Consider the following 22,372-nt stretch of genomic DNA (forward strand, 5'->3'; position numbering starts at 1 on the left):
TGGCCTGCTGCCGGTTTTTCGGACACCGAGATAAGGTGTTTGACGGAACTGGAGAGTGGGAATGCAAAGAAGAAAGTTCAGCCGCGAGTTCAAGCTTGAGGCGGTGAGATTGATCAAGGATCGGGGCGTTGCGGTGGCCCAGGCTGCCCGCGACCTCGATGTCCACGAGAACGTGCTGCGCAAATGGGTGCGCGATCTGTCGACGGATCCGCAGCATGCGTTTCCCGGCCATGGGCAGATGAAGCCGGAGCAGCTCGAGATTGACCGGCTGCGCAAGGAAGTCGCGAAGCTGAAGGCGGAGCGCGACATCCTAAAAAAGGCCGCAGCCTACTTCGCGAGGGAAGTGACATGAGGTTCGCTTTCATCGCGAGGCACCGGAACATCTGGCCGGTGGCATGGTTGTGCGGCGCGCTGGATGTGTCCCGCTCAGGCTTCCATGCCTGGCTTAATCGCAGTCCCAGCGCTCGCTCCCGGCACGACGAGGTTCTGGTGACGGCGATTGATCGCAGCTTCAAGAGCAGCGACCGAACCTATGGCGCCAGGCGCGTCTGGCATGACGTGCTGGCTGAGGGTCTCTCCTGTGGCCTGCATCGCGTCGAGAGGCTCATGCGTCAGAACGCTCTGCTGGCCCGGCCTCGGCGCCGCGGACTGCCGAAGGACATGGGCGAGCGAGCGGCAGTGTCGGACAATCTCCTTGACCGCGCCTTCGAGGCATCGGCCCCGAACCAGAAGTGGATCGCCGACTTCACCTACATCTGGACCGCTGAAGGTTGGCTCTACGTTGCGGCCGTCGTCGACCTGTTCTCCAGGCGCGTCGTCGGCTGGGCGATGAAGGCGGAGATGACGGCGCAGCTCGTCACCGACGCGCTGCTCATGGCGATCTGGCGCAGAGGTCGGCCCGACAGCCTGCTGCACCACAGCGACCAAGGCAGCCAATATACGAGCGAGCAGTTCCAGCGGCTGATGGCCGATCACGGCATCACCTGCTCGATGAGCCGGTCGGGCAACGTCTGGGACAATGCTGCGATGGAGAGCTTCTTCTCGTCGCTGAAAACAGAGCGGACAGCCCGCAAGGTCTACAGGACGAGGGATGACGCAAGGGCCGACGTGTTCGATTACATCGAGCGCTTCTACAACCCTCGGCGACGGCACTCGACGTTGGGCTATATGAGCCCTGTCGAGTTCGAGGAGAAAGCTATGTTAGCTTAACCAGGTGTCCGAAAAACCGGCAGCAGGCCACAAGTTGGCTAAGCACGACTAGGTGCCGCTCTGGACCGCCGCTGCTCTTCTTCTCACCAAGAGCGTCATACTCAGCCTGGAAGCTCGCGCGCCGGCTTTCATAGAATGCCTGTGTCGTGCGGCCGAGGGTCAGCAACCGGCGCAGGATGACTTCGCGACTGACCCCGAAGCGGCCGGCCAAAGCGGCGAGTTCATCATCGTCCCACGTTTTCACCTGACCCTTGGCGCGCACCAACTCCTCACTTAGTAGCCAGTCGCTGGGGGCCAGGGCTGCGCCGGCGACGGCATTGCAGAATTGCTCCACGACGGCGTTGGCCGGTTCGGCTGCGACGAAGTCGAGACCGCTGATGCCACTTGCCCTAACAACCAGGTGGCAGAACTCATGCAACAACGTGAACGTCCGCCCGTTGGTGCGGTCCTTGGAATTGATGAGGATAACCGGCAGTTGGGATTCCGCGATCGCCACGCCGCGCATTTCGGCTAGCGCCAAGCGTGGCACCATGAAGACCAGCACATCTTTGGCCTCTATCGCCGTGCGCCAGTTGTCGAATGCCTTAGCCCGCCAGGTCTGCTGATGGGCTTGCGTCACTCCGAGATAAGTGCGGATCGCGGCGCCTACGGTCTCAACATGGTCTTTGACGCCAGCGTGCAATTCAAATGTCTGTACCGGCTCGCCCAAGTCCTTGCGAAGCTCAAGGGCCAGTTCGCGGCGTTCGCGGGCCTGTCGGATGGCCCACTCTAGGCCAGACTTGAATGCGTCCTCCGGCGTCTCGCGAAGGCGACGGAAATCCTGGATCGGCTGAAATCCAGCTGGAGGCTCGTTTAGATAGAAGATTGCGGGTGCGCGCTTGTAGAAGTTCGCTGCGGCCAAGAACTGCGGGAACGTCAGTTGCTTGTCGCCGGATTCGCAGGCCTCTAGCTTGTCGACAGATATGCCAATACCTTCCGCTGCCGTCCCAGGGCTGAGGCGGGCTTGGTCCCGAGCCCATTGCAAGATTGCTGGGTTGATATAGGCGAGGGTGCTCTTTGTCATGTTCGTTGGCACTCTATCACAGCTGTCAATATGACCGTCGCAACTGTTCGTCCGGTTAACGCTGTTTGACCGAGGGTGGCGTTGCCTCCCGGTCATGCTCGAAAAGGCGCTGGGAGGTCCCGCTTGCGACCCAATAGAAGGGTCAGATTCGCGCTAACAAGCCTATAGGGGAGGCATTCTGCCTTGCACAAATCCTTACACAAACGCCCCATTTGCTTGTCGGCGGCAGATAACCGCGATGCGCAGTATGTCAAATTATGTAGCAGAAATAATAACTTACGACTGTATGGCTGGTGCCCCCGGCAGGAATCGAACCCGCGACCTTCGGTTTACAAAACCTCAGTTCCTTCGAAGCCTTATCCCTTAGTTGGGGGATCACAGCGGTCAACGCAGCCCGACGCCCCACTCACTCCACTATGCAGCCTTCGCCGCGTGGATAGCATGAAGCGTCTCGGGCTTTAGATGCGTGTAGCGTCGCAGCATCTTCCAATCTTTGTGCCCTGTAACCAACGCTACCTGTTCGATTGTGAAGCCAGCTTCGAATAGGCGGCTCGTTCCTTCGTGCCGCAAGTCATGAAAATGAAGGTCGTGGATATCTAGGTCACCGCAACCTCGACGGAAGGCTGTGCCGACCGACCTATGATTGAACGGGAAAATTCGATCATCGTCATTGCTGCGCTTTGTCCGCCTCTCCTCAACAATGGCCCACGCGTCATAGCCAGTGGCTGCGAACAGCGGTATGCGCTGATTGTTGCCGCTCTTGTTTCGAGGGTCCTTCCTGTCGCGGACAAGAAGCATCCGCGTGCGAGATTCCAAATCGGACCAACGCGCCTTGCAGATCTCTTCTTGGCGCATCGCGGTTGCGACGGCGAACCGAATGATCTGGCTAATCGGTGCAATTTGGCGAGGGTTTGCGTCGAAATGATCAATCAGCTTGTCGAGTTCCTCCTGTGTCGGTCGTCTATCTCGCTGCTGGCCTTTGCCAACGAGACCGAGCCTCGTTAGGGCGACACGCGCGAAATCGACCGGTTCGACCTTGACGGGCAGGCCGTGGACCGCAGCGGCGTGAGTCAGAACAAGTTTTATAAACCCGATGTCGATACCGAGGGTCATCGGTCCCGCACCTTGGGCGGCGCGGTCACGACCAAAACGAATGAGCCGTTCGCGATCGAGCGCTGCGAGGTTGCACTTGCCCAGATGCCGTTGGAGCATATCGAGGGCCGCGGCCTTGGAGCGGCGAGGGGACTTGCCTACATCGCACATGTCGTCGATATGAAGGTCGATAAGTTCGCCGAAGGTCTTCAGGCGCGCTATACGGGACTTGGTCAGCGTCTCACCGCGATCGACTTGGCGCTCTGTTTCGGTCGCCCAACGCCGTGCGTCGTCTCGGCGCAGGAAAGTCTCGCTGACGTAGCGACCTTTGCGACGGACTTGGACACGCCAGGAGCCGGACGAGAGCTTTGTGTAGGTGGCCATATTTTCGTGTGCGCTCCGTGTGCACTGAGAGATCGAAACGTAGCGAAAAGGGTCGTATTCTGGCGTAATTTCGTGTGCACTCGGCAGGTGCTAAGAATTTGATGTTAAAGAAAAAATGATGAAAAATCAAGAGCATAGAGTGGCCGTGGCCCCGATGATGGATTGGACGGACCGACATTGCCGGTTCTTCCATCGCCAGCTGACCAGCCGGGCGCTGCTCTATACCGAGATGGTGGTGGCCGACGCCGTCATCCATGGCGCGCGCGAGAGGCTGCTTGGTTTCGATGATGCCGAACATCCCGTCGCCTTGCAACTCGGCGGGTCGGATCCTGCAAAGCTTGCCGAAGCGGCGCGTATCGGCGAGGCGTTCGGCTATGACGAGATCAACCTCAATGTCGGCTGCCCGTCGGACCGCGTCCAGTCGGGTACATTCGGCGCCTGCCTTATGAAAGTGCCCGACCTCGTCGCCGGCTGCGTCGCGGCGATGAAAGCGGCGGTGACAGTCCCCGTCACCGTCAAATGCCGCATCGGCGTCGACGAACAGGATCCGGAGCCGGCGCTCGACGCGCTGGCGAACGGGGTTTTCGAGGCTGGCGCCGACGCCTTGTGGGTGCATGCGCGCAAAGCTTGGCTGGAGGGGCTGAGCCCCAAGGAAAACCGCGACATCCCGCCGCTCGATTATGACCGTGTCTATCGCTTGAAAACCAGAAAACCACACGAATTCATTGGCATCAACGGTGGTATCCAGTCACTTGCGGAGGCGCTGGCGCATCTCGATCATGTCGATGGCGTCATGCTTGGCCGCGCCGCCTACCACACACCAGGCATCTTGGCCGGCGTTGACGCCGGCTTTTACGGCGCGAAGTCCGAGGCGTTCGATTTCGCTACGCTGATCGATGCGATGGCGGACTATGCGGCGCGTCACATCGCACAGGGCGGGCGGCTCGGCCACGTTACCCGCCATATGGTCGGACTGTTCCACGGACTGCCCGGTGCGCGTCGCTACCGCCAGATCCTGTCGACCGACGCAAATCGGCCCGGCGCCGGACCGGACGTGCTGAAGACGGCTTTCGCGGCCGTCGAATTCGGTGGAACAGCAGCCGAAGCGGCCTGACCTCAGTCCCTCAAGATCATGCGGTCGCCGCGCACGTCGAAGCCCGACAGAGAGCCGATGAAGTTCATGCCGAGCAGGCTTTGGCTCAACATGCCGGGTGCCGCGACCATCACCGGCATGTCCTTGCGCACGATGCCGCCGATGGCCAATTCGCCGGTCTTGACAGCCGCGGCGCGCGCCATGCCGTTGGCGGTCGAAACCGGTATCGTGTAGTTGAGTACCGCCGGATTGAAGCCGGCGGCCTGCGCGTCTTCCGACGTCAGTACCGTGCTGGTCGCGCCGGTGTCGACGATGGCCCTGACCGGATTGCCGTTGACCAGGATGCGCGCTTCGAAATGACCATTGTCGGCCTTGTCGAGGGTCACCGTGGCGTGGCCGTCTTCGACGCCGAGCGCCAGCGGACTGCCGGGAACGAGGCCGGCGGTCACCCGGCTGGCAACGTCCTGCAGTTCGTAGCGATACTGGTAGCCGGCGATGAACGCGAGCACGATTGCCGCCCAGGTGCCAAGATTGCGAGCCATGTCGCCCAACGGGCGGCCCGACCGCAGCAGGCCGGCACCGATGAGGGCGCCGAAAGCGCCAAGCCAGATCAGCCGGCCGAAATCATAGTTCTCGACGCCAAGCGTGCTGCCTCGGGAATCGTTGAGCATGAGCAAGACCGCTCCCACGCCGATCACCGCCATGACGATCCAGAACAACCGGCTGCTCATCCATGCCTCGCTCGAGCAATTCCGGGAAAGGTGTGAAGCGGTTTTCCCACGGGAATTGCGTTTAAAACAAAGAGCCTAGAGTAGGTCGCGTTCGCGCGCCATTCGGGTGCGGCGCGTTTCCCGGCGCGGCCGGCGTTCGACCGTTTCGAGCCGAGCCGGCAGTTCGGCCATCACATTACGGCGGCTTTCCGGCGTCATTCCCATCCAGGCGCCGATTTCCTCGCGCGTGCGACCGCAACCGAAGCAGAAGCCGGTTTTCATGTCGATCGAACAGACCAGGATGCAGGGGGATTCGATGGCCGTCATGACTTTCTCTCGAGGGATCCGCCTAGGCTCCGCTCTTCCACCTCCACATGGTGCAACGGCAAAGCCAATGCAAGCCCTCGCGATCGCGCCGTCCTAGGCCATCTTTGCGGCAAACATGGCGGATGCTTGGGAGAGGTTGTGCCGATCACGCAACGCGGCTATGCCGCTCTCCAACTTGAGGAATGATTTGCTTACGACATGACCAGCACGCTGCCTTTCGACGATTTTCGCAACCTGCTCGACAATTTGCCGGCAGCCGACCTCAAGGCCGAAGCGCGCGTGCGCGCACTGTTTGCCAAGGCCGACAAGCCGGCCCATTCGCTCGGCCGCATCGAGGACATTGCTGCGTGGCTTGCTGCCTGGAGCGGGCGGGCACCGCCCGCCGTGACACGGCCGCTCATGGCAGTCTTTGCTGGCAACCATGGTGTTGTCAGGCACGGTATCTCGCCACGCCCGGTTGCGGCGACGGCCGACGCGGTCGAGCTCTGCGCGGCCGGCGGTGCGGCGATAAACCAGATCTGCATCGCCAACGACCTCGGGCTGAAAGTGTTCGATCTCGCCCTGCACATCCCGACCGGTGACATCACCGAGGATGCCGCGCTCGACGAGCGCGGTTGCGCGGCAACCATGGCTTTCGGCATGGAAGCGATCGCCGGCGGCACCGACCTGCTTTGCCTCGGCGATCTCGGCGTCGGCAATTCCACTGTCGCCGCCGCACTTTTCGCAGCGCTGATGGGGGGCAGGGGGTCCGATTGGGTCGGCCCGGGATCCGGCGCCGATGCGGCGATGCAGGCACGCAAGGCGGAGGCGGTCGATGCGGTGCTAGCGTTTCACCATGGCCATCTCGACGACCCGCTGGAGGTATTGCGCCGTGTCGCTGGCCGTGAGTTCGCGGCGATAGCCGGCGCCATCCTCGCGGCACGAATGCAGCAGATTCCCGTCCTGCTCGACGGCTTCGCCGCAACGGCCGCAGCCGCGGTGCTTTACGCCGCCAATCCTGGAGCCCTGGATCATTGTCTCCTCGCCAGCCTGTCGCCGGAGCCCGCGCACGCCAAGGCCGCCGAGCGGCTCGGCCTGCTTCCCCTGCTTGACCTCCGCATAAGCCACAGCGAAGGGGCAGGGGCAGCACTTGGCGCGGGCCTGGTCAAGGCGGCGGCGCTGACCAGTTCTGGCATGGCGGCGGCCGTGCGCGGTTAGATCTTGGTCTTCGGCAACTCACCGCCTGAGATTGGGAATTCGATAGATCACCGAAATGTATTTCGCATTGGAGCGAGTCTCGACGATCGAGCCACCAAGGCCTTCGGCAATTCTTCGGCTAGCCAAGTTATCTTCGGCGACAGGGTACGCGAAGCAATCCGGATTGAGGTCGTTGGACGCCCACGTAACCAAAGCGGCAACCGCCTCCCGGCCAATGCTTTTTCCGTGTACGTCCTGCCTTATCCAAACTCCGATTTCGGGAGAGGCGGTCTGTGCCGCATGAAGGCCGACAAGCCCCAAACAGCGATCGTCCGCCAACGAACGCACGACGAAATGCAGATCCGATCCATCAAGGATCGGCGCCAGCCAGGATCGCCACACCTCGGCGAAGGCAGTTGGTGATCGAGGCGGTTCCCACTGCATAAAACGGGTGATTGCGGGCGTGATTGCGGCAAAGACATCTTCAGCATCGTCGGCCGTGAACAACTTCAGACGAAGCCGCCCCGATTTGATTTCGACGCTACTGGCATCCCAATCTGCTGTCATTGCGGTCCGCGTTCCACTTCCTGGCCGGAGCTGGCAGGCTGGCCGATCCGTTACCGCCGTCGCGCCGCAACCGCCGCGGTCGGCAGTGCCGGCAGTTCTTCCATCACCCGGCTCAGCGGGAAGATGGCGATTGCCTCGGTGCCTTCACGCAGCTTGGAATGAAGCTCGAATTCGCCACCATGCATGGCGAGCAGCCCTTGGACGATCGGCAGGCCGAGGCCGGTGCCCTGTTCGGCGCTCTTGATGGCGATCGAGCCCTGGCCGAAGGCCGAGAGCACCACCGGGATCTCGTCCTCAGGGATGCCGGGGCCGTTGTCCTTGATCGATATGTATTGGCCACCGCCCGCCGTCCAGCCGACACGGACGCGGATTTCGCCGCCGGTGGCGGTGAATTTTATGGCATTGGATAGAAGGTTGAGCGTGATCTGGCGCACGGCGCGCTCGTCGGCGAACAACCGCGGCAATGTCTGTTCGAAATCCTGGACAACGCGGATATCCTTGTTGCGCGCCCTCAACTCCATCATGTGGCAGCAGTCCTCGACGATGTTCAGCAACATCACCGGCTCTTCATTGAGCTGGTAGCGGCCGGCCTCGATGCGCGACAGGTCGAGGATCTCGTTGATCAGGTCGAGCAGATGCTGGCCGGAGTCGTGCACGTCATGGGCGTAGTCGCGATAGGTGGGATTGCTCATCGGCCCCAGCACTTCGTTCGCCATCACCTCGGAAAAGCCAAGAATGGCGTTGAGCGGCGTGCGCAGTTCATGGCTCATCGACGCGAGGAAACGCGATTTCGCCAGATTGGCATCCTCGGCCCGCCGCCGCGCCTCATCCGACATCGATTTCGCCGTATCGAGCTCGGCGATCAGCGCATCCTTTTCGGAGCGGAACGACAACAGCATCAGGGAGGAGCGGTTGAGTTGACGGGCGACATAGGCGAAGAAGGGCAGCGACACGACAAGCAGCCCGGCCATGACCGCCTCGACCGGCATCCACAATTTGGCGCCGACATAGGCATAGAGCGCCACCGGCACGACAAATGTCGCCAGCAGCGCGCCGCTGAGCGATGATGCTATGAGAGCGGTCCCGGCCATGGCAAACAGCAACACCACCGCCTTGATCACCTGGAACTGGTCGACCGCGCAGACGCCGCAGCCGAGCCAGACGAACCAGGCCCAGCCGAGGCCGCACAGGAAATGGCCGGCCAGGAATTCCCGTCGCGTTTGCAAAGGGTTGAGCTCGGAAGCTTCCCTACGCTCGATGCGCCGCGCCATGAAGACGACGATGGTATAGCAAGTGAGCGTGAACAGCGCCCAGAGGCCGATCTCGTTGCCGACGCCGACGAAGCGACCGGCCGCGGCGATCGCGAGGACGAGCAACGGTATGGCCACGGCACCGCTGGTCATGGCGCCGGCGTGGAGTTTTAGCAGTTCGCGGTCGAAATCGGGATTGCCGGCTTGCTGCGAGAGACGGTCGCGCGTCTTGCGAACCGCACGCGCCACATCGCTGTTGCGATGCGGTTTCCTGCGGTCCACAATGAACTTGTCCGCTGTGTTCGAGCGTTGCAAGGGCATCAAAAGCTTCAATTTATGCGTGCAGCGACGTCAATGTGTTAAGCTACGTTCGAATGATTAACCAACCGTTTGCCATATGAGCCGTTCCTGGTCGCCAAGATCGCGCCGGCGCTACGCGGCACCGGGTCCGAGAAGCCTATGGCGCAAACTGCTGGACTATGGATTGGCGGCCGTCATTCTGGGATTGCTGATCTTGCTGGCGGCACGCCTCGACCGGGTAGAGACGCGGCAGACGCAGGGGGCTGCCATCATCAATGACGGCGATTCGATCACACTCGGTGCGGAGCGCATCCGCATGCGCGGCATCGATGCCCCGGAATACACCCAGACCTGCCGCAGAAACGGTGCCGATTATGCCTGTGGTACGCTTGCGCGCCAATCGCTGGTGCGCCTGATTGCCGGCAGACCGGTCACCTGCAGCGGCTGGCAGCGGGATCGCTATGGCCGGCTGCTCGGCGACTGCAAGGCCGGCGGTGTGGACCTCAACCGTGCCCAGGTCGAAGCGGGCTGGGCCGTCGCCTTTGGCGGCTTCGAAAATGAGCAAGCGACCGCTCGCGCGGCAAAGGTCGGTATCTGGGCAGGTACGTTCGAGCAGCCGCAGGACTGGCGCGACAGCCATCACGGTGAGGTGGTGGAGCGAAAACACGGCACACTGGCGTCGATCGGCGATGCCCTGCGGGAGTTTTTTCGCTTCCGGTGAAGTGCGTTAGCCTGGAACGGGACAAGGAGGATCGAATGAAGCTCTATGATGGCGGCCGAGCGCCCAACCCGCGACGGGTACGCGTCTTCCTCGCCGAGAAAGGCGTCGCGGTTCCCCTGGTGTCCGTCGACATGGGAGCGCTGGAGCACAAGCGCCAAACGGTGAGTTCGCGCAATCCCTTGCAACGCCTACCGGTGCTGGAGCTTGACGACGGTACCGTCATCACCGAATCCGTCGCCATCTGCCGCTATTTCGAGGAATTGCATCCGGAGCCGGCGCTGTTCGGACGTGGCGCGCTTGGCAAGGCGCAGGTCGAGATGTGGCAGCGGCGGATGGAATTCAACCTGCTCAGCTGCGTCGCCCAGGCGTTTCGCCATATCCATCCGGCCATGAAGGAATGGGAAATTCCGCAAATCCCGGAATGGGGAGAGGCCAACAAACCAAAGGCAATCGAATTCCTGAAAATCCTCGACGGCGAGTTGGCGAAACGGGAGTTCGCCGCCGGCGACAGCTATTCGATTGCCGATATCACCGGCCTGATCGCGATCGACTTCATGAAGCCGGCGCGCATCAAGGTGCCGGAGGAATGCACCAATGTGCTGCGCTGGCACAAGGCGATCTCCAGCCGCCCGAGTGCCGCCGCTTGAGCGTGGAACTGGACAGTTTTGCCACGACGATCCGGGCCTGCCGCATCTGCGTCGAAAATCCCGTCGGCAAGCGCTTGCCGCACGAATCACGACCGGTTCTGCGCCCTTCGTCCAGCGCCCGCATCCTGATCGCCGGCCAGGCACCGGGAACCAAGGTGCACGCGTCGGGCATGCCGTTCACCGACGCCTCGGGCGACCGCCTGCGCAACTGGCTCGATGTGACCAGCGACGAATTCTACGACATTGGAAAGTTCGCCATCGTGCCGATGGGATTCTGCTTTCCAGGCCAGGACGCCAAGGGCGGTGACCTGCCGCCACGGCGCGAATGCGCGCCCGCCTGGCTCGCACCCTTGATGGCGCTGATGCCGTCGATCGACCTGGTGCTGACGATCGGCATCTACGCGCAGTCCTGGCATATGGGCGCCGGGCGCCGCGCCTCGCTGACGGAAACGGTGATGGACTGGCGCGCCATCTGGGCGAATTCGGCCGGCCGCAAGGTGCTGCCGCTGCCGCATCCATCGTGGCGCAACAGCGGCTGGCTGAAGCAGAATCCGTGGTTTGAAATGGATTTGCTGCCTTTCCTGCGCTCGGAAATCCGCCATCGCATCGGCTAGACATTGAGCAAGAAATCACTCGCTTTAGCAGCTATTGGCAGAATTTCTTTCTTGTGAAAGCCTCGAATAAGAGGGAATATAGCGAAACTATTCCCCAGGAGCCTCTAATGGATCGCCTTGACCGAAAAATTCTTCGCCTCCTGCAGGAGGACGCGACGCTCGCGGTGGCCGATGTCGCCAAGAAAGTCGGCCTGTCGACCACGCCGTGCTGGCGCCGTATCCAGAAGCTCGAGGAGGAGGGCGTCATCAAGCGGCGCGTCGCCATTCTCGATCATGAGAAGGTCAATGTGCGGGTCACCGTCTTCGTGTCGATCCGCACCAATTCGCACAGCCATGAGTGGCTGCGGCGGTTTTCCGAGGTCATCCAGGAGTTTCCCGAGGTGGTCGAGTTCTACCGCATGAGCGGCGACGTCGATTATCTGCTGCGCGTCGTGGTGCCCGACATCGCCGCCTACGATGCCTTCTACAAGCGGCTGATCGCCAAGATCGAGATCCGTGACGTGTCGTCGTCCTTTGCCATGGAGCAGATCAAGTACACGACCGAAATCCCGCTCGACTACATGGTGTTGGATAAGGAATCGGGGGCCAACGCCGCCTGAGGACTGGTCCTCGAGCGCCGGTTTTGGCTGGAATTGCCTCAATTTTTCTTTTTGTTGAGGAAGCTCCAGGGCGAGTTCAGCGGTAGGGTGACGGTATCCGGCACAGTATCGACGCCGACCACCTCGGCCTTGCGCACGCTGTAGCCGGACTGGACGACGCTGACGCCGTCCAGAATGAACAGCTGGCTTTTCTCCATGTCCGGCTTCAGGGCACCGGTGACGGCGACCGACTGGTAGGCTTGCGACATCTTGTAGGGATGGGCTGGGGTGACCAGAACGATCTGGTTGGGCGGCGGCGTGGGCATGTGGCTGCAGGCGCCGGTCCAGGGCACCAGCAGGAACTGATAGACGAGATCGCCGTCGCGATCGACCGGCAATGCATATCCGGCTAATTGTATCGTCTTGTCCTGCAAATTGAGCGACAATGTCTCGCCATGGTCGGGCAACTTTGCCGCGATCATTGGAAGGTTTGCGTCTTCGGCGACCGCCTGGGTGGGCGGGCGCAAATCCTTCCAGAAGATATGCATGGTCTCGGCCGAGGCGCCGGCAGCGGAGAGCGACAGCACGGCGGCGAGCGCCAAGCTTGATCTGAAATGGTTCATGGCCGCTTCCTTTGCCTAGGAGTAAAGACGCCGAGGCCAATGGCGTCAATGCTCGAGCCGGATCAACGGATGTTGGCAGCATCAAATTTTTCTGGTGGCGAAGCGTTCGAGCGTCTTGGCGTCCGACAGTTCCTTCACCGCATTCTTGCCGATCCAGCGCGCGGTCTTGTCCGGAGAGGCGGCAAGTCTTTGCGCCAGGGCAAGGGCAGGGGCGTGCAGGTTGATTGACCGTTTGCCGATCTGCCGAAGCGCCCAGTTGACCGCTTTCCTGACGAAATTGCGCTCATCACGGGCATGGGCTTCGATCAACGGCAGATAGGACAGGAACGTAATGTCGGGCTCCTTTTTCAAATGCACGGCCGCCCAGGCCAGCATGGCAAAGGCCGTGCGGCGAACGAACTCGCGCTCATCGATGGCGAACTCCTCGATCAGCGCGCGCCAGAACGGCGTGTCGACGAACAGGTCGGAGACCGTGTCCACCACTTCCCAGGAATCGAAATCGCCGGCCCAGCGGCGGCATTCCTCAATGGTGATCCTCGCCGGTTCGCCGGTGAACGCCGCCATCAGCCGTGCTTCGCGAATGCCGCTAGCCCACAGCGTTAGGGATCGCTCATGGTTGCGCTTCAGCTTGCGCGCCAAGGGCCGCAAATCCGCGTTGCCGACGCCGAGCGCGCTGGCCGTATTGATGCCGAACCGTGCCATGCCGACGCGGTTTTCTTCGGTGCCGATTGAGCGTAGATGCGCGATGATGTCGTGCGCCGTCCAGTCTGGAGCGGGCAGGGACATGGCCGCCTACTTCTCCAGCCGAGCCAACAACGAGGACGTGTCCCAACGCTTGCCGCCCATTGCCTGCACGTCCTTGTAGAACTGATCGACAAGCGCGGTCACCGGCAGTTTTGCGCCGTTGCGGTCGGCCTCCGCCAGGCAAATGCCGAGGTCCTTGCGCATCCAGTCGACGGCAAAGCCGAAATCATATTTGCCGATATTCATCGTCTTGTGCCGATTCTCCATCTGCCAGGAGCCGGCGGCACCCTTGGAAATCACCTCGATCACCTTCTCGATGTCGAGCCCGGCCTGCTTGCCGAAATGGATGCCTTCGGACAGTCCCTGCACCAGTCCGGCGATGCAGATCTGGTTGATCATCTTGGTGAGCTGGCCAGCACCGGCCGATCCCATCAGCCCGACCATGCGTGCATAGGCATCGATAACCGGCCTGGCTCTGTCGAAGGCAGCCTGGTCGCCGCCAACCATGACGGTCAGCACACCGTTTTCGGCACCGGCCTGGCCACCGGAAACCGGCGCGTCGAGAAACGAAAATCCGCCCGCTTGCGCGGCTTGCGCCAACTCGCGCGCGACCTCGGCGGAGGCCGTGGTGTTGTCGATGAAGACGGAACCTTTCTTCATCGATTTGAAGGCGCCTTCGGGACCTGTCGTCACCGAGCGCAGATCATCGTCGTTGCCGACGCAGGAAAAGACGAAGTCCTTGTCCCTGGCAGCCTCCGCAGGAGTCACCCCAAGGCTGCCGCCATGCTGGCCAACCCATTGCTCGGCCTTGGCCTTGGTGCGGTTGTAGACGGTGACGTCGTGGCCACCCTTGTTCTTCAAGTGACCGGCCATTGGATAGCCCATCACGCCAAGACCGAGAAATGCCACAGATGCCATTGAGCTTGCCCTTCAGACGGAAACGGAATTTGCTGCGAAAGCTCTAGAGCATGATGCCGAAAAGTGTGAAGCGGTTTTCGGACGACATCATGCTCTATCTCTTTAATTTAGAGACGGATTCAGATTTCAGGTCGATTTGACCTGAAATCATCCGGCTCTAGGCCCTGCGCTCAATTCGTCAAGACGCCTGTGGACTGATCCACCGGTGCAGCCAATATGGAAACCAGTCAGCGTTTCAGGTGGATGGTGATGCGGCGCTCGATCCATTCGATGGCATGGCGCAACAACTCGACCATGACAAGGTACACCAGCGCGACCCAGATATAGGCCTGGACATCGAACGAATTGGCGAAGGCGAGCTTTGCATTACCCATCAGATCGTAGACGGTGATGATGGCGACGATCGCCGAAGCCTTGACCATGAGGATCAGTTCATTGCCGTAGGGCCGCAAGGCGACCACCAGGGCTTGCGGCAGGATGATCTTGCGCAGCGTCTGGAGTTTGTGCAGGCCGAGCGAGGCAGCACCTTCCCATTGGCCCTTCGGCACGCTTTCGATGGCACCGCGCAGGATTTCGGCCTGGTAGGCGGCCGTGTTGAGCGCAAAGGCGAAGACGCCGCAGTTGAAGGCGTCCTTGAAGAAATCCCACAGCCCGATCGTCTGGAGTTCCGGTCTGAACGACCCCAAACCGTAATAGACCAGAAAAGTCTGAACCAGCAGCGGCGTGCCGCGGAAGAAATAGACGTAACAATAGGCCAGACCGGACAGGATCCGGTTCCTCGACATGCGCCCATACGCAACAGGCACGGACATAACGGCGCCAACCACCATCGAAATGGCGACCAACGACAGTGTGACGCCAAGTCCTTGCAGATAGGCCGGCGCATATTTGGCGAAGAAGGCGGCGTTCCAGGCAAAGACGAGGTAGCTGACGATGCCGAGGCCAAAGGCGATCCACAAGCAGACCAGCGCGTAGCCGACGATGCGCCTTCGCGGCCAGCCGCGGGCTCGTGGCGGCGGCCGTTCGACCAGGATGGCGGTCGCGCTCATCGTTGAGCCTCTCGTTTGCCGAGCGAGCGCAAAATGGCGCTGGTGGCAAAGGACGACACGACGGCCAGAGCAAGAAAGACCAAAGCCGCCACGCCATAAAACAGGAACGAATGCTTGGTGACACGGGCGGCCACGCCGGCGTTGCGCAACGTCTCCGCCAGACCGACGACCGACACGAGCGACGTGTCCTTCAATAGGCTGAGCCAGCAATTCTCGAGACCGGGAAACGCGATGCGCAGCAACTGCGGCAAGATCACCAGGCGCATTGTCTGCCCGTAGGAAAGACCGATGGCATAACCACCCTCATACTGGCCTTTCGGTATGGCACGGAAGGCCGAGAGGAAAACCTCGCTGGCATAGGACGAAAAGATCAGCGAGAGAACGATCATGCCGGCGATGAAGCTGTTGACGTCAATGGTCGCTTCGGGACGGAAATACCGGATGAGGTGCTGCAGCAGGATCGGCACGCCGAAGAAGAACAGGAAAAGCGTCACCAGTTCCGGCAGGCCGCGAAAGACCGTGGTGTAGATATTGGCGGCAAGACGCAGCGAGGGCTCTTCGGATTGCTTGCCGAGCGCAATGAAAAAGCCAATCGTCAAACCAATGGGGAGCGTCGCCAGCGCAAGCAGAACCGTTACTACGACGCCATACGCAATATCGTCACTCCAGCCATCAGGTCCCCAACTGAGCAGTGTCCATATGCTTTGGGCTGGCATTGACGGATCTTATCTCCACGGCATTTCCACGACGAATAGAAAGACGGCGGGGAATTTCCCCGCCGTCTCGATCCTGTTTATCAGGACTCGGCGCCGTAGACGTCGAACTTGAAGTACTTGTCGTTGATTTCTTTGTATTTTCCATTGGCGCGGATGGCGTCGATGGCCTCGTTGAGCTTGTTGACCAGATCGGTCTCGCCCTTGCGCACGGCAATGCCGGCGCCCGGCCCGAAGATTTCGACAGGCTGCGGCGACGGCTGGCCGAGAATCTTGCAGCAGGCGCCATCGGGCGTATCCAGCCATTGCTGCAGCACGACGATGTCGTCTTCGATGGCATCGAGGCGACCATTGGCAAGATCCGCCTGCTCCTCGGGGCTGCTCGGATAGCCCTTCACGGTGCTGTCGGTGTAGGTTTTCGAGGCATAGTTGAAATGGGTGGTCGTGGTGGCGACGCCGACGGTCTTGCCGGCGAGGTCTTCCTTGGTCACGCCCTTCAGCGTCGAGTCTTTCGGCACCGCGAGCGCCGAGGGCGTGTTGTAGTATTTGTGGGTGAAGTCGACCTTCTCCTTACGCTCCGGCGTGATCGACATCGAGGCGACGATGGCGTCGAACTTTCCAGCCTGGAGCGCCGGGATGATGCCGTCCCAATCCTGGGCGACGAAGGTGCACTTGACCTTCATCTGATCGCAAAGCGCCTGTGCGATGTCGATGTCGAAGCCGACGAGCTTGCCGTCGGAGGTCAGGTTGTTGAAGGGCGGATAGGCGCCTTCGGTGCCGATCCGCAGGGTCTTCTCCTGGGCCTGGGCTACGCTGAGCGTCAGCAGCGCAGCCGATGCGGCGAGCGCGATACGCAGTGCAATACGCATGATAGTCCTCTCTTTATGGTCCCGGCCGTCGTTCCGAAACGGCTCTGTGGGGCGGTGCTTTTGACCGCCCGCTGCAGCGATACTCCCACTCTTTCCAAGAAAAAAGCAACTGCAAAACCACCGAAATCGGTAATGGGGTTCTGCCGTTAGGTTAGTTCTCAAGCAACGAGGCCGGTGGTGCGCTCGATGAAGTCGACTATCGATTTTACGTCGTCGAGGTCGAATACCGGCAGGCTCTTGTCGGTGACGGTGAAATCGGCGGCGATGGCGACAATATTGGGATCGCCCGCCGAAAGCGGGGCCCGGTCCTTCGCCTCCAGGCGCCGCGTTTCGATCTTGCGGTGGGGTTCGCGCTTGTAGCCTTCGACCAGCACGATATCGCATGCGGCGAGCCGCGACAGGATGCTCTCCAGCGGCGGCTCATCCTCGCCGCGCAATTCGTGCATCAGCGCCCATCGATTGCCGGACACGATCGCAACCTCGGTGGCGCCGGCCTGCCGATGGCGGAAGCTGTCGGCGCCCGGCTTGTCGATGTCGAAATCATGATGGGCATGTTTGACCGTCGAAACTTTCCAGCCGCGCCGCACAAGCTCCGCGACCAGCTTTTCGGTCAGTGTGGTCTTGCCGGAGTTTTTCCAGCCGGTGACGCCGAAGATGTTCATGATGTCATGCTCTGCAACAGACGTCCGGCCTCGGCAAGGTCGTCCGGCACATTGATATTGAAGAAAGGATCGAGCCCCGCGGATTGCAGGATCGGGAACTCCACCTCAAGATGCTTGTGGCGCTCGATGAAGCTCGAAACCCGCCTGTTGTCCTCATCGACCAGGAAGTGCCGCAATGTGTCGCGGCATTCGGTCGGCCACAGCGCGAAGGTCGGGTGCCACCGGCCGGCCGAAGAGGCGACGGCGATCGAACCCGGATGTTCGCCGGCGGCCTCCGCCAGGCGGTCGACCAGATCGACGGGCAGGAAGGGCGTGTCGCCGGCGGCGGTGACGACCGCCTTGCAAGACGTTCCGGCAGCCGCCCATTCGAGACCGGTCAGGATGCCCGCAAGCGGCCCGGCAAAGCCTTCGACGGCGTCGGCAAGGACCGGCAGTCCGAAACGGGAAAAGCGTTGGGGATCGCCATTGGCGCTCAGCGCCAGGGTTTCGATCTGCGGGCCAAAGCGCGACAGGACCTGATCCAGAACGCTGCCGTCGCCAAGCGGCAGCAGGCTTTTGTCGCCGCCTCCCATCCGCCTCGACTGGCCACCGGCCAGGACGATCCCTGCAATATCTCGACTCATGCATCGCCTGTACGCCAGCCGCCGGAAATCGCAAGACCCGGCTAAAGTGCGTCGCGCTGAAACGGAGTCAGGCGACGCACTTTAGTCTTTTGTCTTGATGCATGTCGTTATCCCAGAACCGCTGCACACTTCTGGGCGACATGCATTAGATCCCATCCGGCGCCATGGCCGGCCCTGTCGTTTCGGCGACGATCCTTCGCCGGCCGACAACCCGCTCGCGATAGAGTGCGTAGAGACCCGAGCCTACGACGATTGTCGCGCCGACGATCATCGGCGTGTCCGGTATGTCGCCGAAGACGATCAGGCCAAGCAGGATGGACCAGAGGAGCGCAGTGTAGCGGAACGGCGCGATGAACGAGATTTCGCCCGAGCGCATCGCCATGATGATGAACTGATAACCGATGAGCACGAGCACCGCGGCCAGCGCCAGCAGCGCCGTGCTCTTGCCCGTCATCGGCGTCCAGCCGCCCATCGGTGACAACAGCACCGCGCCGACGAAGGTCATTGCCAGTGCGGTCGCGGTCGAGACCAGCATCGTCGGTATGGTTTGAGGGATGCGTTTGGTGGAGAGATCGCGCACGGTGCAGCAGGCGACGCTCAACAGCGCCCAAAGGGAATAGATGCTGAAGCCTTCGAAGCCCGGCCGGACGATGACCATCACGCCGGCAAAGCCGACGGCGATCGCCAGCCAGCGGCGCCAGCCGACCGCATCGCCGAAAAACAGCGCGGCCCCCATGGTCACAGCCAGCGGCAGCGCCTGAAGAACGGCCGAGACACTGCCGATCGGCAAATGGGCAAGCGCAACGAGGAATGACACGGTGGCGCCCGCTTCGCCCAGCACGCGGATCGCCACCAGCGGCTGCAGCATCAAGCGCGGCCGCGAAAGCGCGCCACGTTGCCAGGCCAGCAGGCCGACGAAGAGTGAGGCAAATGCTCCTCTGATCAGCATCACCTGCGCCATGTTCATCGATTGCGACGAGTATTTGGTGATGGCGTCGTTGAGCGTGAAGCCAACCATCGCCACCATCATGAACAACGCGCCGCGGAGGTTTGGGGACAGAGGCAAGACATCTACCGGTTGCTGGGCAAGCAAGCCTGTAACAGCCCACCACGAAACAGCAATGGCAAAGGGCTGGGCCAGGACCACGGCATCCGTCATTGTGGGTCCTGGATTCGGCGCGGATTCTGTCTGGCCTCGGCGACGCCTATTTCTTCGGCGTCAGTATCTCGGTGCCGTTGCCTTCCTTGCCGGCGATCGTCCACAGACCATGCAGCGAGCCATCCTCCTCGACCTTGTAGACGACGAGCCCGATATCCTTGCCCATCACGTAACCGGCGGAGAAGGCGTCGTCATTGCGCATGCAGATACCGTCGGACGACGAGCCGCCGGTTTCCCAGTGGATCGCGCAGGTCGTCCCGCTGGTCAGCGTGATGGTGGCCTCGCCGTCATAGGCCGAGCCATCGAAATTGGTGCCGGCGACGGTGTAGGTGCCGCCGATCGACTGGGCCGCCACGGGCAGAGCCGTGAAGCCGAGCAATGCAAGAGAAACAATGAGTTTGCGCATGATGTTCCCCCTATCGGCGATGAGCCGCCTTCAAGGGAAAGGCTAGGCCGGAACAGGCCGGCCGTAAATCCGGCGGCGCTTTTCGAACAAGACTTTTTCTGGGGTGTGATCCCAAATACTCACGGTCCCTTGAGACTGCCGGTAATCGCGCCGACCAGCCTGTCGTATTTCGACTTCAGCGCCGGGGGATAATCGATCCAGACCGTGCGGATGACGCCATCCCTGCCGAACAGGCGCCGCTCGTAAAAGACCTTTCCATCCTTCATGCCCGACAGCACCGCCCAGTTCTTGCCGGTCTTGCTGTAGGTGACCGTATAGCCAGGTTCCTTGCTGGCCCTTTCATCGGCGACAAAGCCTTGCGGCGTGTCATCGTCGACATTGAGGATGCCGGAGCAAGTCAGGCTGGCACCGTCCGCGCTCAGCCAAACCTGCCCGTCGCCATTTTCGGGCTCGGGCTGACGATCGGTGAAGATCTCGTCGGGAAAGGTGCAGACGGTGCCAAAGCGCTCGTTCACATAGGTGAAAGGAGCGGCGGCTGCACTGGTTGCCGCAATGATAGCCACAGTTGCCAGGAAAGAAGAAAGTCGCCGCATGTCTCGCCTTAAAGCCAATCGAGCCAAAGGCGATGTTGCACGAATCATCGAAAAAATCAGCCGCCGGTGACGCTCATATGCCGGGACACTGATGGCCGGCTGGTGCGGCGGTCGATGATGAAATCATGGCCTTTCGGCTTGCGGCCGATGGCCTCGTCGATCGCGTCGGCGAGAAGTTCGTTGCCCTCGGATGCGCGCAGCGGCGCGCGCAGGTCGGCCGCATCCTCCTGGCCGAGGCACATATAGAGCGTGCCGGTGCAGGTCAGCCGGACGCGATTGCAGCTTTCGCAGAAATTATGCGTCATCGGCGTGATGAAGCCGAGCTTGCCGCCGGTCTCGGCGACGCGGACATAGCGGGCAGGGCCGCCGGTCTTGAAGGGAATGTCGGTTAGCGTGAACTGGCGCTCCAGCGATGCGCGCAGCAGCGACAGCGGCAGATACTGATCAGTGCGGTCTGCGTCTATCTCGCCCATCGGCATGGTTTCGATGACGGTCAGGTCCATATCGCGGCCATGTGCCCAGCGCATCATCTCGGGCAGTTCTGCGTCGTTGAAATCCTTCAGCGCCACCGCGTTGAGCTTGACCTTCAGACCGGCCGCCTGAGCCGCGTCGATGCCATCCATGACCTTGCCGAGATGGCCCCAGCGGGTGATCTGGTGGAACTTGTCCGCATCGAGCGTATCGAGTGAGACGTTGATGCGTTTGACGCCGCACTCGGCGAGTTCGGCGGCGAAGCGCGACAGCTGCGAGCCATTGGTGGTCAGCGTTAGTTCTTCCAGCGCGCCGCTGTCGAGGTGGCGCGACAACTGGCGCACCAGATGCATGATGTTCTTGCGCACCAGCGGCTCACCGCCGGTCAGGCGCAGCCTCCTGACGCCCTTTTCGATGAAGACGGTGCAGAGCCGGTCCAGCTCTTCCAGCGACAACAGATCCTTCTTCGGCAGGAAGGTCATGTCCTCCGCCATGCAATAGGTGCAACGGAAATCGCAGCGGTCGGTGACCGACACTCTGAGATAGCTGATCGTGCGACCGAAGGGGTCGATCATGTTCATGTTCGAGCGTTTCCGTGGCCGTTACCGGCGTCGTTATATACAGCTATGTGATACGATCCAGTCCGCCATTCAAGATACCGCTTCTCGATCTTTGGTAACATCCCGCAGCCGACACCGTGTGTCGGTCGTCTATCGGGACTTTTCCCGTTTCGCGAAGCGGCGTAGGGAGAGGCAATCGATACGGGATCAAACAGCATGACCGCGCCAAAAGAACTCAGGGTCTCCAAGGACCGCAGACTGCTGTCGGTTACCTTTCCCAATCACCACCCGTTTGAGTTGCCCGCGGAGCTGTTGCGTGTGGCATCGCCATCGGCCGAGGTGCAGGGCCATTCGCCGGAGCAGCGGGTGACCGTTCCCGGCAAGCGCAATGTGGCCATCCTGAAGATCGAGCCGGTCGGCAACTATGCGGTGCGCATCACCTTCGATGATTTCCACGACACCGGTATCTTCACCTGGAACTACCTGCACACGCTCGGCCACGAGAAGGATGAGCGCTGGAACGCCTATCTGGCGGAACTGGCGGAAAAGGGCTTGAGCCGCGACCGCTAAACTGGCGTCGTAAAGGCGTCACACATCTGGGGTAGCGCCGGCAGAGGTTCGGAGACAAAAAGATGTCGCTCATCACCAAGGTCGAACAGCTCGAAGCGCTCTATGGCCTGCCCGGCGAAGCGTCGGTGGTCAAGGAACTCGACCACGTCATTCCCGAATACGCCGCCTTCATCGAGGCTTCGCCGTTTGTCGCGCTTGCCACCAGCGGGCCGGAGGGCCTGGACTGTTCGCCGCGCGGCGATCTCGCCGGCTTTGTGCGCATCGTCGATCGCAAGACATTGATGATGCCCGACCGGCGCGGCAACAACCGCGCCGATTCGCTGAAGAACATCATCAGGGATCCGCGTGTCGGCCTGCTCTTCCTGGTGCCGGGCTCCGGAACCACGCTGCGCATCAACGGCCGCGCCCATATTACGACCGATTCCGCGCTGTGTTCCTCGTTCACCATCGACGGCAAGCCGGCGCGCTCGGTAACGGTGGTCGATGTCGATTCGGTCTACTTCCAGTGTGCCCGCGCCATCGTGCGTTCGGATCTGTGGAACCCGGCAAAACATGTCGATCCGAAATCGCTGCCGACGCCGGGAAAAATCCTGGAAGTCACCAGCCGCAAGAACATCGACGGCGAGGCATACGACAAGGAATGGCCAGAGCGGGCGAAGAAAACGATGTGGTGAGTGACCG

27 protein-coding genes are annotated in these 22,372 nt (G+C 61.4%); 9 read left to right on the forward strand and 18 right to left on the reverse strand.

Translation table 11 applies throughout. The annotated features are described in order from the left end of the window. The first annotated feature begins 61 nt into the window (after positions 1 to 61). Positions 62 to 1,209, forward strand: a protein-coding gene (locus A3AU_RS0118305; protein ID WP_154674576.1) for an IS3 family transposase whose coding sequence is annotated in 2 segments (ribosomal slippage) — positions 62 to 311 and positions 311 to 1,209 — 1,149 coding nt in all. Because the reading frame shifts where the segments join, the coding sequence is not laid out codon by codon here. On the opposite strand, the gene A3AU_RS01000000135635 is transcribed toward A3AU_RS0118305, so the two are convergent. Both A3AU_RS01000000135635 and A3AU_RS0118315 read right to left on the reverse strand, forming a co-directional pair. Next, positions 1,196 to 2,272 carry an ImmA/IrrE family metallo-endopeptidase gene (locus A3AU_RS01000000135635; protein ID WP_081709581.1) on the reverse strand — a complete coding sequence of 359 codons (1,077 nt, stop codon included), beginning with the start codon at positions 2,270 to 2,272 and terminating at the stop codon, positions 1,196 to 1,198. The genes A3AU_RS0118305 and A3AU_RS01000000135635 overlap by 14 nt on opposite strands. 414 nt (positions 2,273 to 2,686) lie before the next feature. Next, positions 2,687 to 3,748, reverse strand: a complete 1,062-nt coding sequence (locus A3AU_RS0118315) for a tyrosine-type recombinase/integrase (protein ID WP_027054157.1) — start codon at positions 3,746 to 3,748, stop codon at positions 2,687 to 2,689. A 115-nt stretch (positions 3,749 to 3,863) separates the two neighbouring features. On the opposite strand from A3AU_RS0118315, the gene dusA reads away from it, so the two are divergent. Beyond that, the gene (gene dusA, locus A3AU_RS0118320; protein WP_027054158.1) at positions 3,864 to 4,862 is read left to right on the forward strand and encodes a tRNA dihydrouridine(20/20a) synthase DusA; all 999 of its coding nucleotides are present in this window, start codon (positions 3,864 to 3,866) and stop codon (positions 4,860 to 4,862) included. Between the two features lie 2 nt (positions 4,863 to 4,864). Here dusA and A3AU_RS0118325 read toward each other — a convergent pair whose 3' ends face one another. After that, positions 4,865 to 5,572 (reverse strand): TIGR02281 family clan AA aspartic protease, encoded by a 708-nt coding sequence (locus A3AU_RS0118325; RefSeq protein ID WP_027054159.1) that lies wholly within the window; start codon positions 5,570 to 5,572, stop codon positions 4,865 to 4,867. 75 nt (positions 5,573 to 5,647) lie between these two features. Further along, on the reverse strand, positions 5,648 to 5,878 hold the full coding sequence (locus A3AU_RS0118330) for a DUF1289 domain-containing protein (protein WP_027054160.1): 231 nt from the start codon (positions 5,876 to 5,878) through the stop codon (positions 5,648 to 5,650). Positions 5,879 to 6,076: 198 nt separating this feature from the next. Here A3AU_RS0118330 and A3AU_RS0118335 point away from each other — a divergent pair, with 198 nt between their 5' ends. Next, a complete protein-coding gene (locus A3AU_RS0118335) occupies positions 6,077 to 7,075 on the forward strand; it encodes a nicotinate-nucleotide--dimethylbenzimidazole phosphoribosyltransferase (RefSeq protein WP_027054161.1) in 999 nt (332 codons plus the stop codon). A gap of 18 nt (positions 7,076 to 7,093) precedes the next feature. Here A3AU_RS0118335 and A3AU_RS0118340 read toward each other — a convergent pair whose 3' ends face one another. Both A3AU_RS0118340 and A3AU_RS0118345 read right to left on the reverse strand, forming a co-directional pair. Beyond that, complete coding sequence (locus tag A3AU_RS0118340) at positions 7,094 to 7,621, reverse strand: GNAT family N-acetyltransferase (RefSeq protein WP_027054162.1); 528 nt, start codon at positions 7,619 to 7,621, stop codon at positions 7,094 to 7,096. Positions 7,622 to 7,671: 50 nt separating this feature from the next. Beyond that, complete coding sequence (locus A3AU_RS0118345; protein WP_027054163.1) at positions 7,672 to 9,192, reverse strand: sensor histidine kinase; 1,521 nt, start codon at positions 9,190 to 9,192, stop codon at positions 7,672 to 7,674. A gap of 76 nt (positions 9,193 to 9,268) precedes the next feature. Here A3AU_RS0118345 and A3AU_RS0118350 point away from each other — a divergent pair, with 76 nt between their 5' ends. From A3AU_RS0118350 to A3AU_RS0118365, 4 genes are all read left to right on the forward strand, one after another. Continuing rightward, entirely contained in the window at positions 9,269 to 9,892 is a 624-nt protein-coding gene (locus A3AU_RS0118350; RefSeq protein ID WP_027054164.1) for a thermonuclease family protein, read from the forward strand. 35 nt (positions 9,893 to 9,927) lie between these two features. Next, the gene (locus A3AU_RS0118355) at positions 9,928 to 10,539 is read left to right on the forward strand and encodes a glutathione S-transferase (protein ID WP_027054165.1); all 612 of its coding nucleotides are present in this window, start codon (positions 9,928 to 9,930) and stop codon (positions 10,537 to 10,539) included. Continuing rightward, positions 10,479 to 11,153 (forward strand): uracil-DNA glycosylase family protein, encoded by a 675-nt coding sequence (locus A3AU_RS0118360; RefSeq protein WP_032917635.1) that lies wholly within the window; start codon positions 10,479 to 10,481, stop codon positions 11,151 to 11,153. Before A3AU_RS0118355 ends, A3AU_RS0118360 begins: the two co-directional genes overlap by 61 nt. 107 nt (positions 11,154 to 11,260) lie before the next feature. Continuing rightward, positions 11,261 to 11,752 (forward strand): Lrp/AsnC family transcriptional regulator, encoded by a 492-nt coding sequence (locus A3AU_RS0118365; protein WP_006205209.1) that lies wholly within the window; start codon positions 11,261 to 11,263, stop codon positions 11,750 to 11,752. Positions 11,753 to 11,790: 38 nt separating this feature from the next. On the opposite strand, the gene A3AU_RS0118370 is transcribed toward A3AU_RS0118365, so the two are convergent. The 12 genes from A3AU_RS0118370 to moaA form a co-directional block, all read right to left on the reverse strand. Beyond that, positions 11,791 to 12,354, reverse strand: a complete 564-nt coding sequence (locus A3AU_RS0118370; protein WP_027054167.1) for a DUF3299 domain-containing protein — start codon at positions 12,352 to 12,354, stop codon at positions 11,791 to 11,793. An 81-nt stretch (positions 12,355 to 12,435) separates the two neighbouring features. Then, positions 12,436 to 13,140: a DNA alkylation repair protein gene (locus tag A3AU_RS0118375; protein WP_027054168.1), complete on the reverse strand. Its 705-nt coding sequence runs from the start codon at positions 13,138 to 13,140 to the stop codon at positions 12,436 to 12,438. 6 nt (positions 13,141 to 13,146) lie between these two features. Further along, positions 13,147 to 14,016, reverse strand: coding sequence for an NAD(P)-dependent oxidoreductase (locus tag A3AU_RS0118380; protein WP_027054169.1), 870 nt, complete (start codon positions 14,014 to 14,016; stop codon positions 13,147 to 13,149). Positions 14,017 to 14,243: 227 nt separating this feature from the next. Continuing rightward, the gene (locus A3AU_RS0118390) at positions 14,244 to 15,065 is read right to left on the reverse strand and encodes an ABC transporter permease (protein WP_027054170.1); all 822 of its coding nucleotides are present in this window, start codon (positions 15,063 to 15,065) and stop codon (positions 14,244 to 14,246) included. Beyond that, complete coding sequence (locus A3AU_RS0118395; RefSeq protein WP_027054171.1) at positions 15,062 to 15,781, reverse strand: ABC transporter permease; 720 nt, start codon at positions 15,779 to 15,781, stop codon at positions 15,062 to 15,064. The genes A3AU_RS0118390 and A3AU_RS0118395 overlap by 4 nt, the downstream gene beginning before the upstream one ends. A gap of 80 nt (positions 15,782 to 15,861) precedes the next feature. Further along, positions 15,862 to 16,647: an ABC transporter substrate-binding protein gene (locus A3AU_RS0118400; RefSeq protein ID WP_027054172.1), complete on the reverse strand. Its 786-nt coding sequence runs from the start codon at positions 16,645 to 16,647 to the stop codon at positions 15,862 to 15,864. Between the two features lie 158 nt (positions 16,648 to 16,805). Beyond that, positions 16,806 to 17,309 carry a molybdopterin-guanine dinucleotide biosynthesis protein B gene (gene mobB / locus A3AU_RS0118405; protein WP_027054173.1) on the reverse strand — a complete coding sequence of 168 codons (504 nt, stop codon included), beginning with the start codon at positions 17,307 to 17,309 and terminating at the stop codon, positions 16,806 to 16,808. Further along, positions 17,306 to 17,932, reverse strand: coding sequence for a molybdenum cofactor guanylyltransferase MobA (gene mobA, locus A3AU_RS0118410; protein ID WP_027054174.1), 627 nt, complete (start codon positions 17,930 to 17,932; stop codon positions 17,306 to 17,308). Before mobA ends, mobB begins: the two co-directional genes overlap by 4 nt. Before the next feature lie 145 nt (positions 17,933 to 18,077). Then, a complete protein-coding gene (locus tag A3AU_RS0118415) occupies positions 18,078 to 18,998 on the reverse strand; it encodes a DMT family transporter (protein WP_027054175.1) in 921 nt (306 codons plus the stop codon). 139 nt (positions 18,999 to 19,137) lie between these two features. Continuing rightward, positions 19,138 to 19,497, reverse strand: a complete 360-nt coding sequence (locus A3AU_RS0118420) for a hypothetical protein (protein WP_027054176.1) — start codon at positions 19,495 to 19,497, stop codon at positions 19,138 to 19,140. Between the two features lie 119 nt (positions 19,498 to 19,616). Beyond that, a complete protein-coding gene (locus tag A3AU_RS0118425) occupies positions 19,617 to 20,060 on the reverse strand; it encodes a hypothetical protein (RefSeq protein ID WP_245235518.1) in 444 nt (147 codons plus the stop codon). Between the two features lie 86 nt (positions 20,061 to 20,146). Then, positions 20,147 to 21,142, reverse strand: a complete 996-nt coding sequence (moaA, locus tag A3AU_RS0118430) for a GTP 3',8-cyclase MoaA (RefSeq protein ID WP_027054178.1) — start codon at positions 21,140 to 21,142, stop codon at positions 20,147 to 20,149. A 195-nt stretch (positions 21,143 to 21,337) separates the two neighbouring features. Between moaA and A3AU_RS0118435 the strand changes: the two genes are divergently transcribed. Continuing rightward, complete coding sequence (locus A3AU_RS0118435; protein WP_027054179.1) at positions 21,338 to 21,691, forward strand: gamma-butyrobetaine hydroxylase family protein; 354 nt, start codon at positions 21,338 to 21,340, stop codon at positions 21,689 to 21,691. 62 nt (positions 21,692 to 21,753) lie between these two features. Next, positions 21,754 to 22,365, forward strand: coding sequence for a pyridoxamine 5'-phosphate oxidase family protein (locus tag A3AU_RS0118440; RefSeq protein WP_027054180.1), 612 nt, complete (start codon positions 21,754 to 21,756; stop codon positions 22,363 to 22,365). Positions 22,366 to 22,372 lie beyond the last annotated feature (7 nt).

Source organism: Mesorhizobium erdmanii USDA 3471 (assembly GCF_000472705.1).
Taxonomy (GTDB): Bacteria; Pseudomonadota; Alphaproteobacteria; order Rhizobiales; family Rhizobiaceae; genus Mesorhizobium; species Mesorhizobium erdmanii.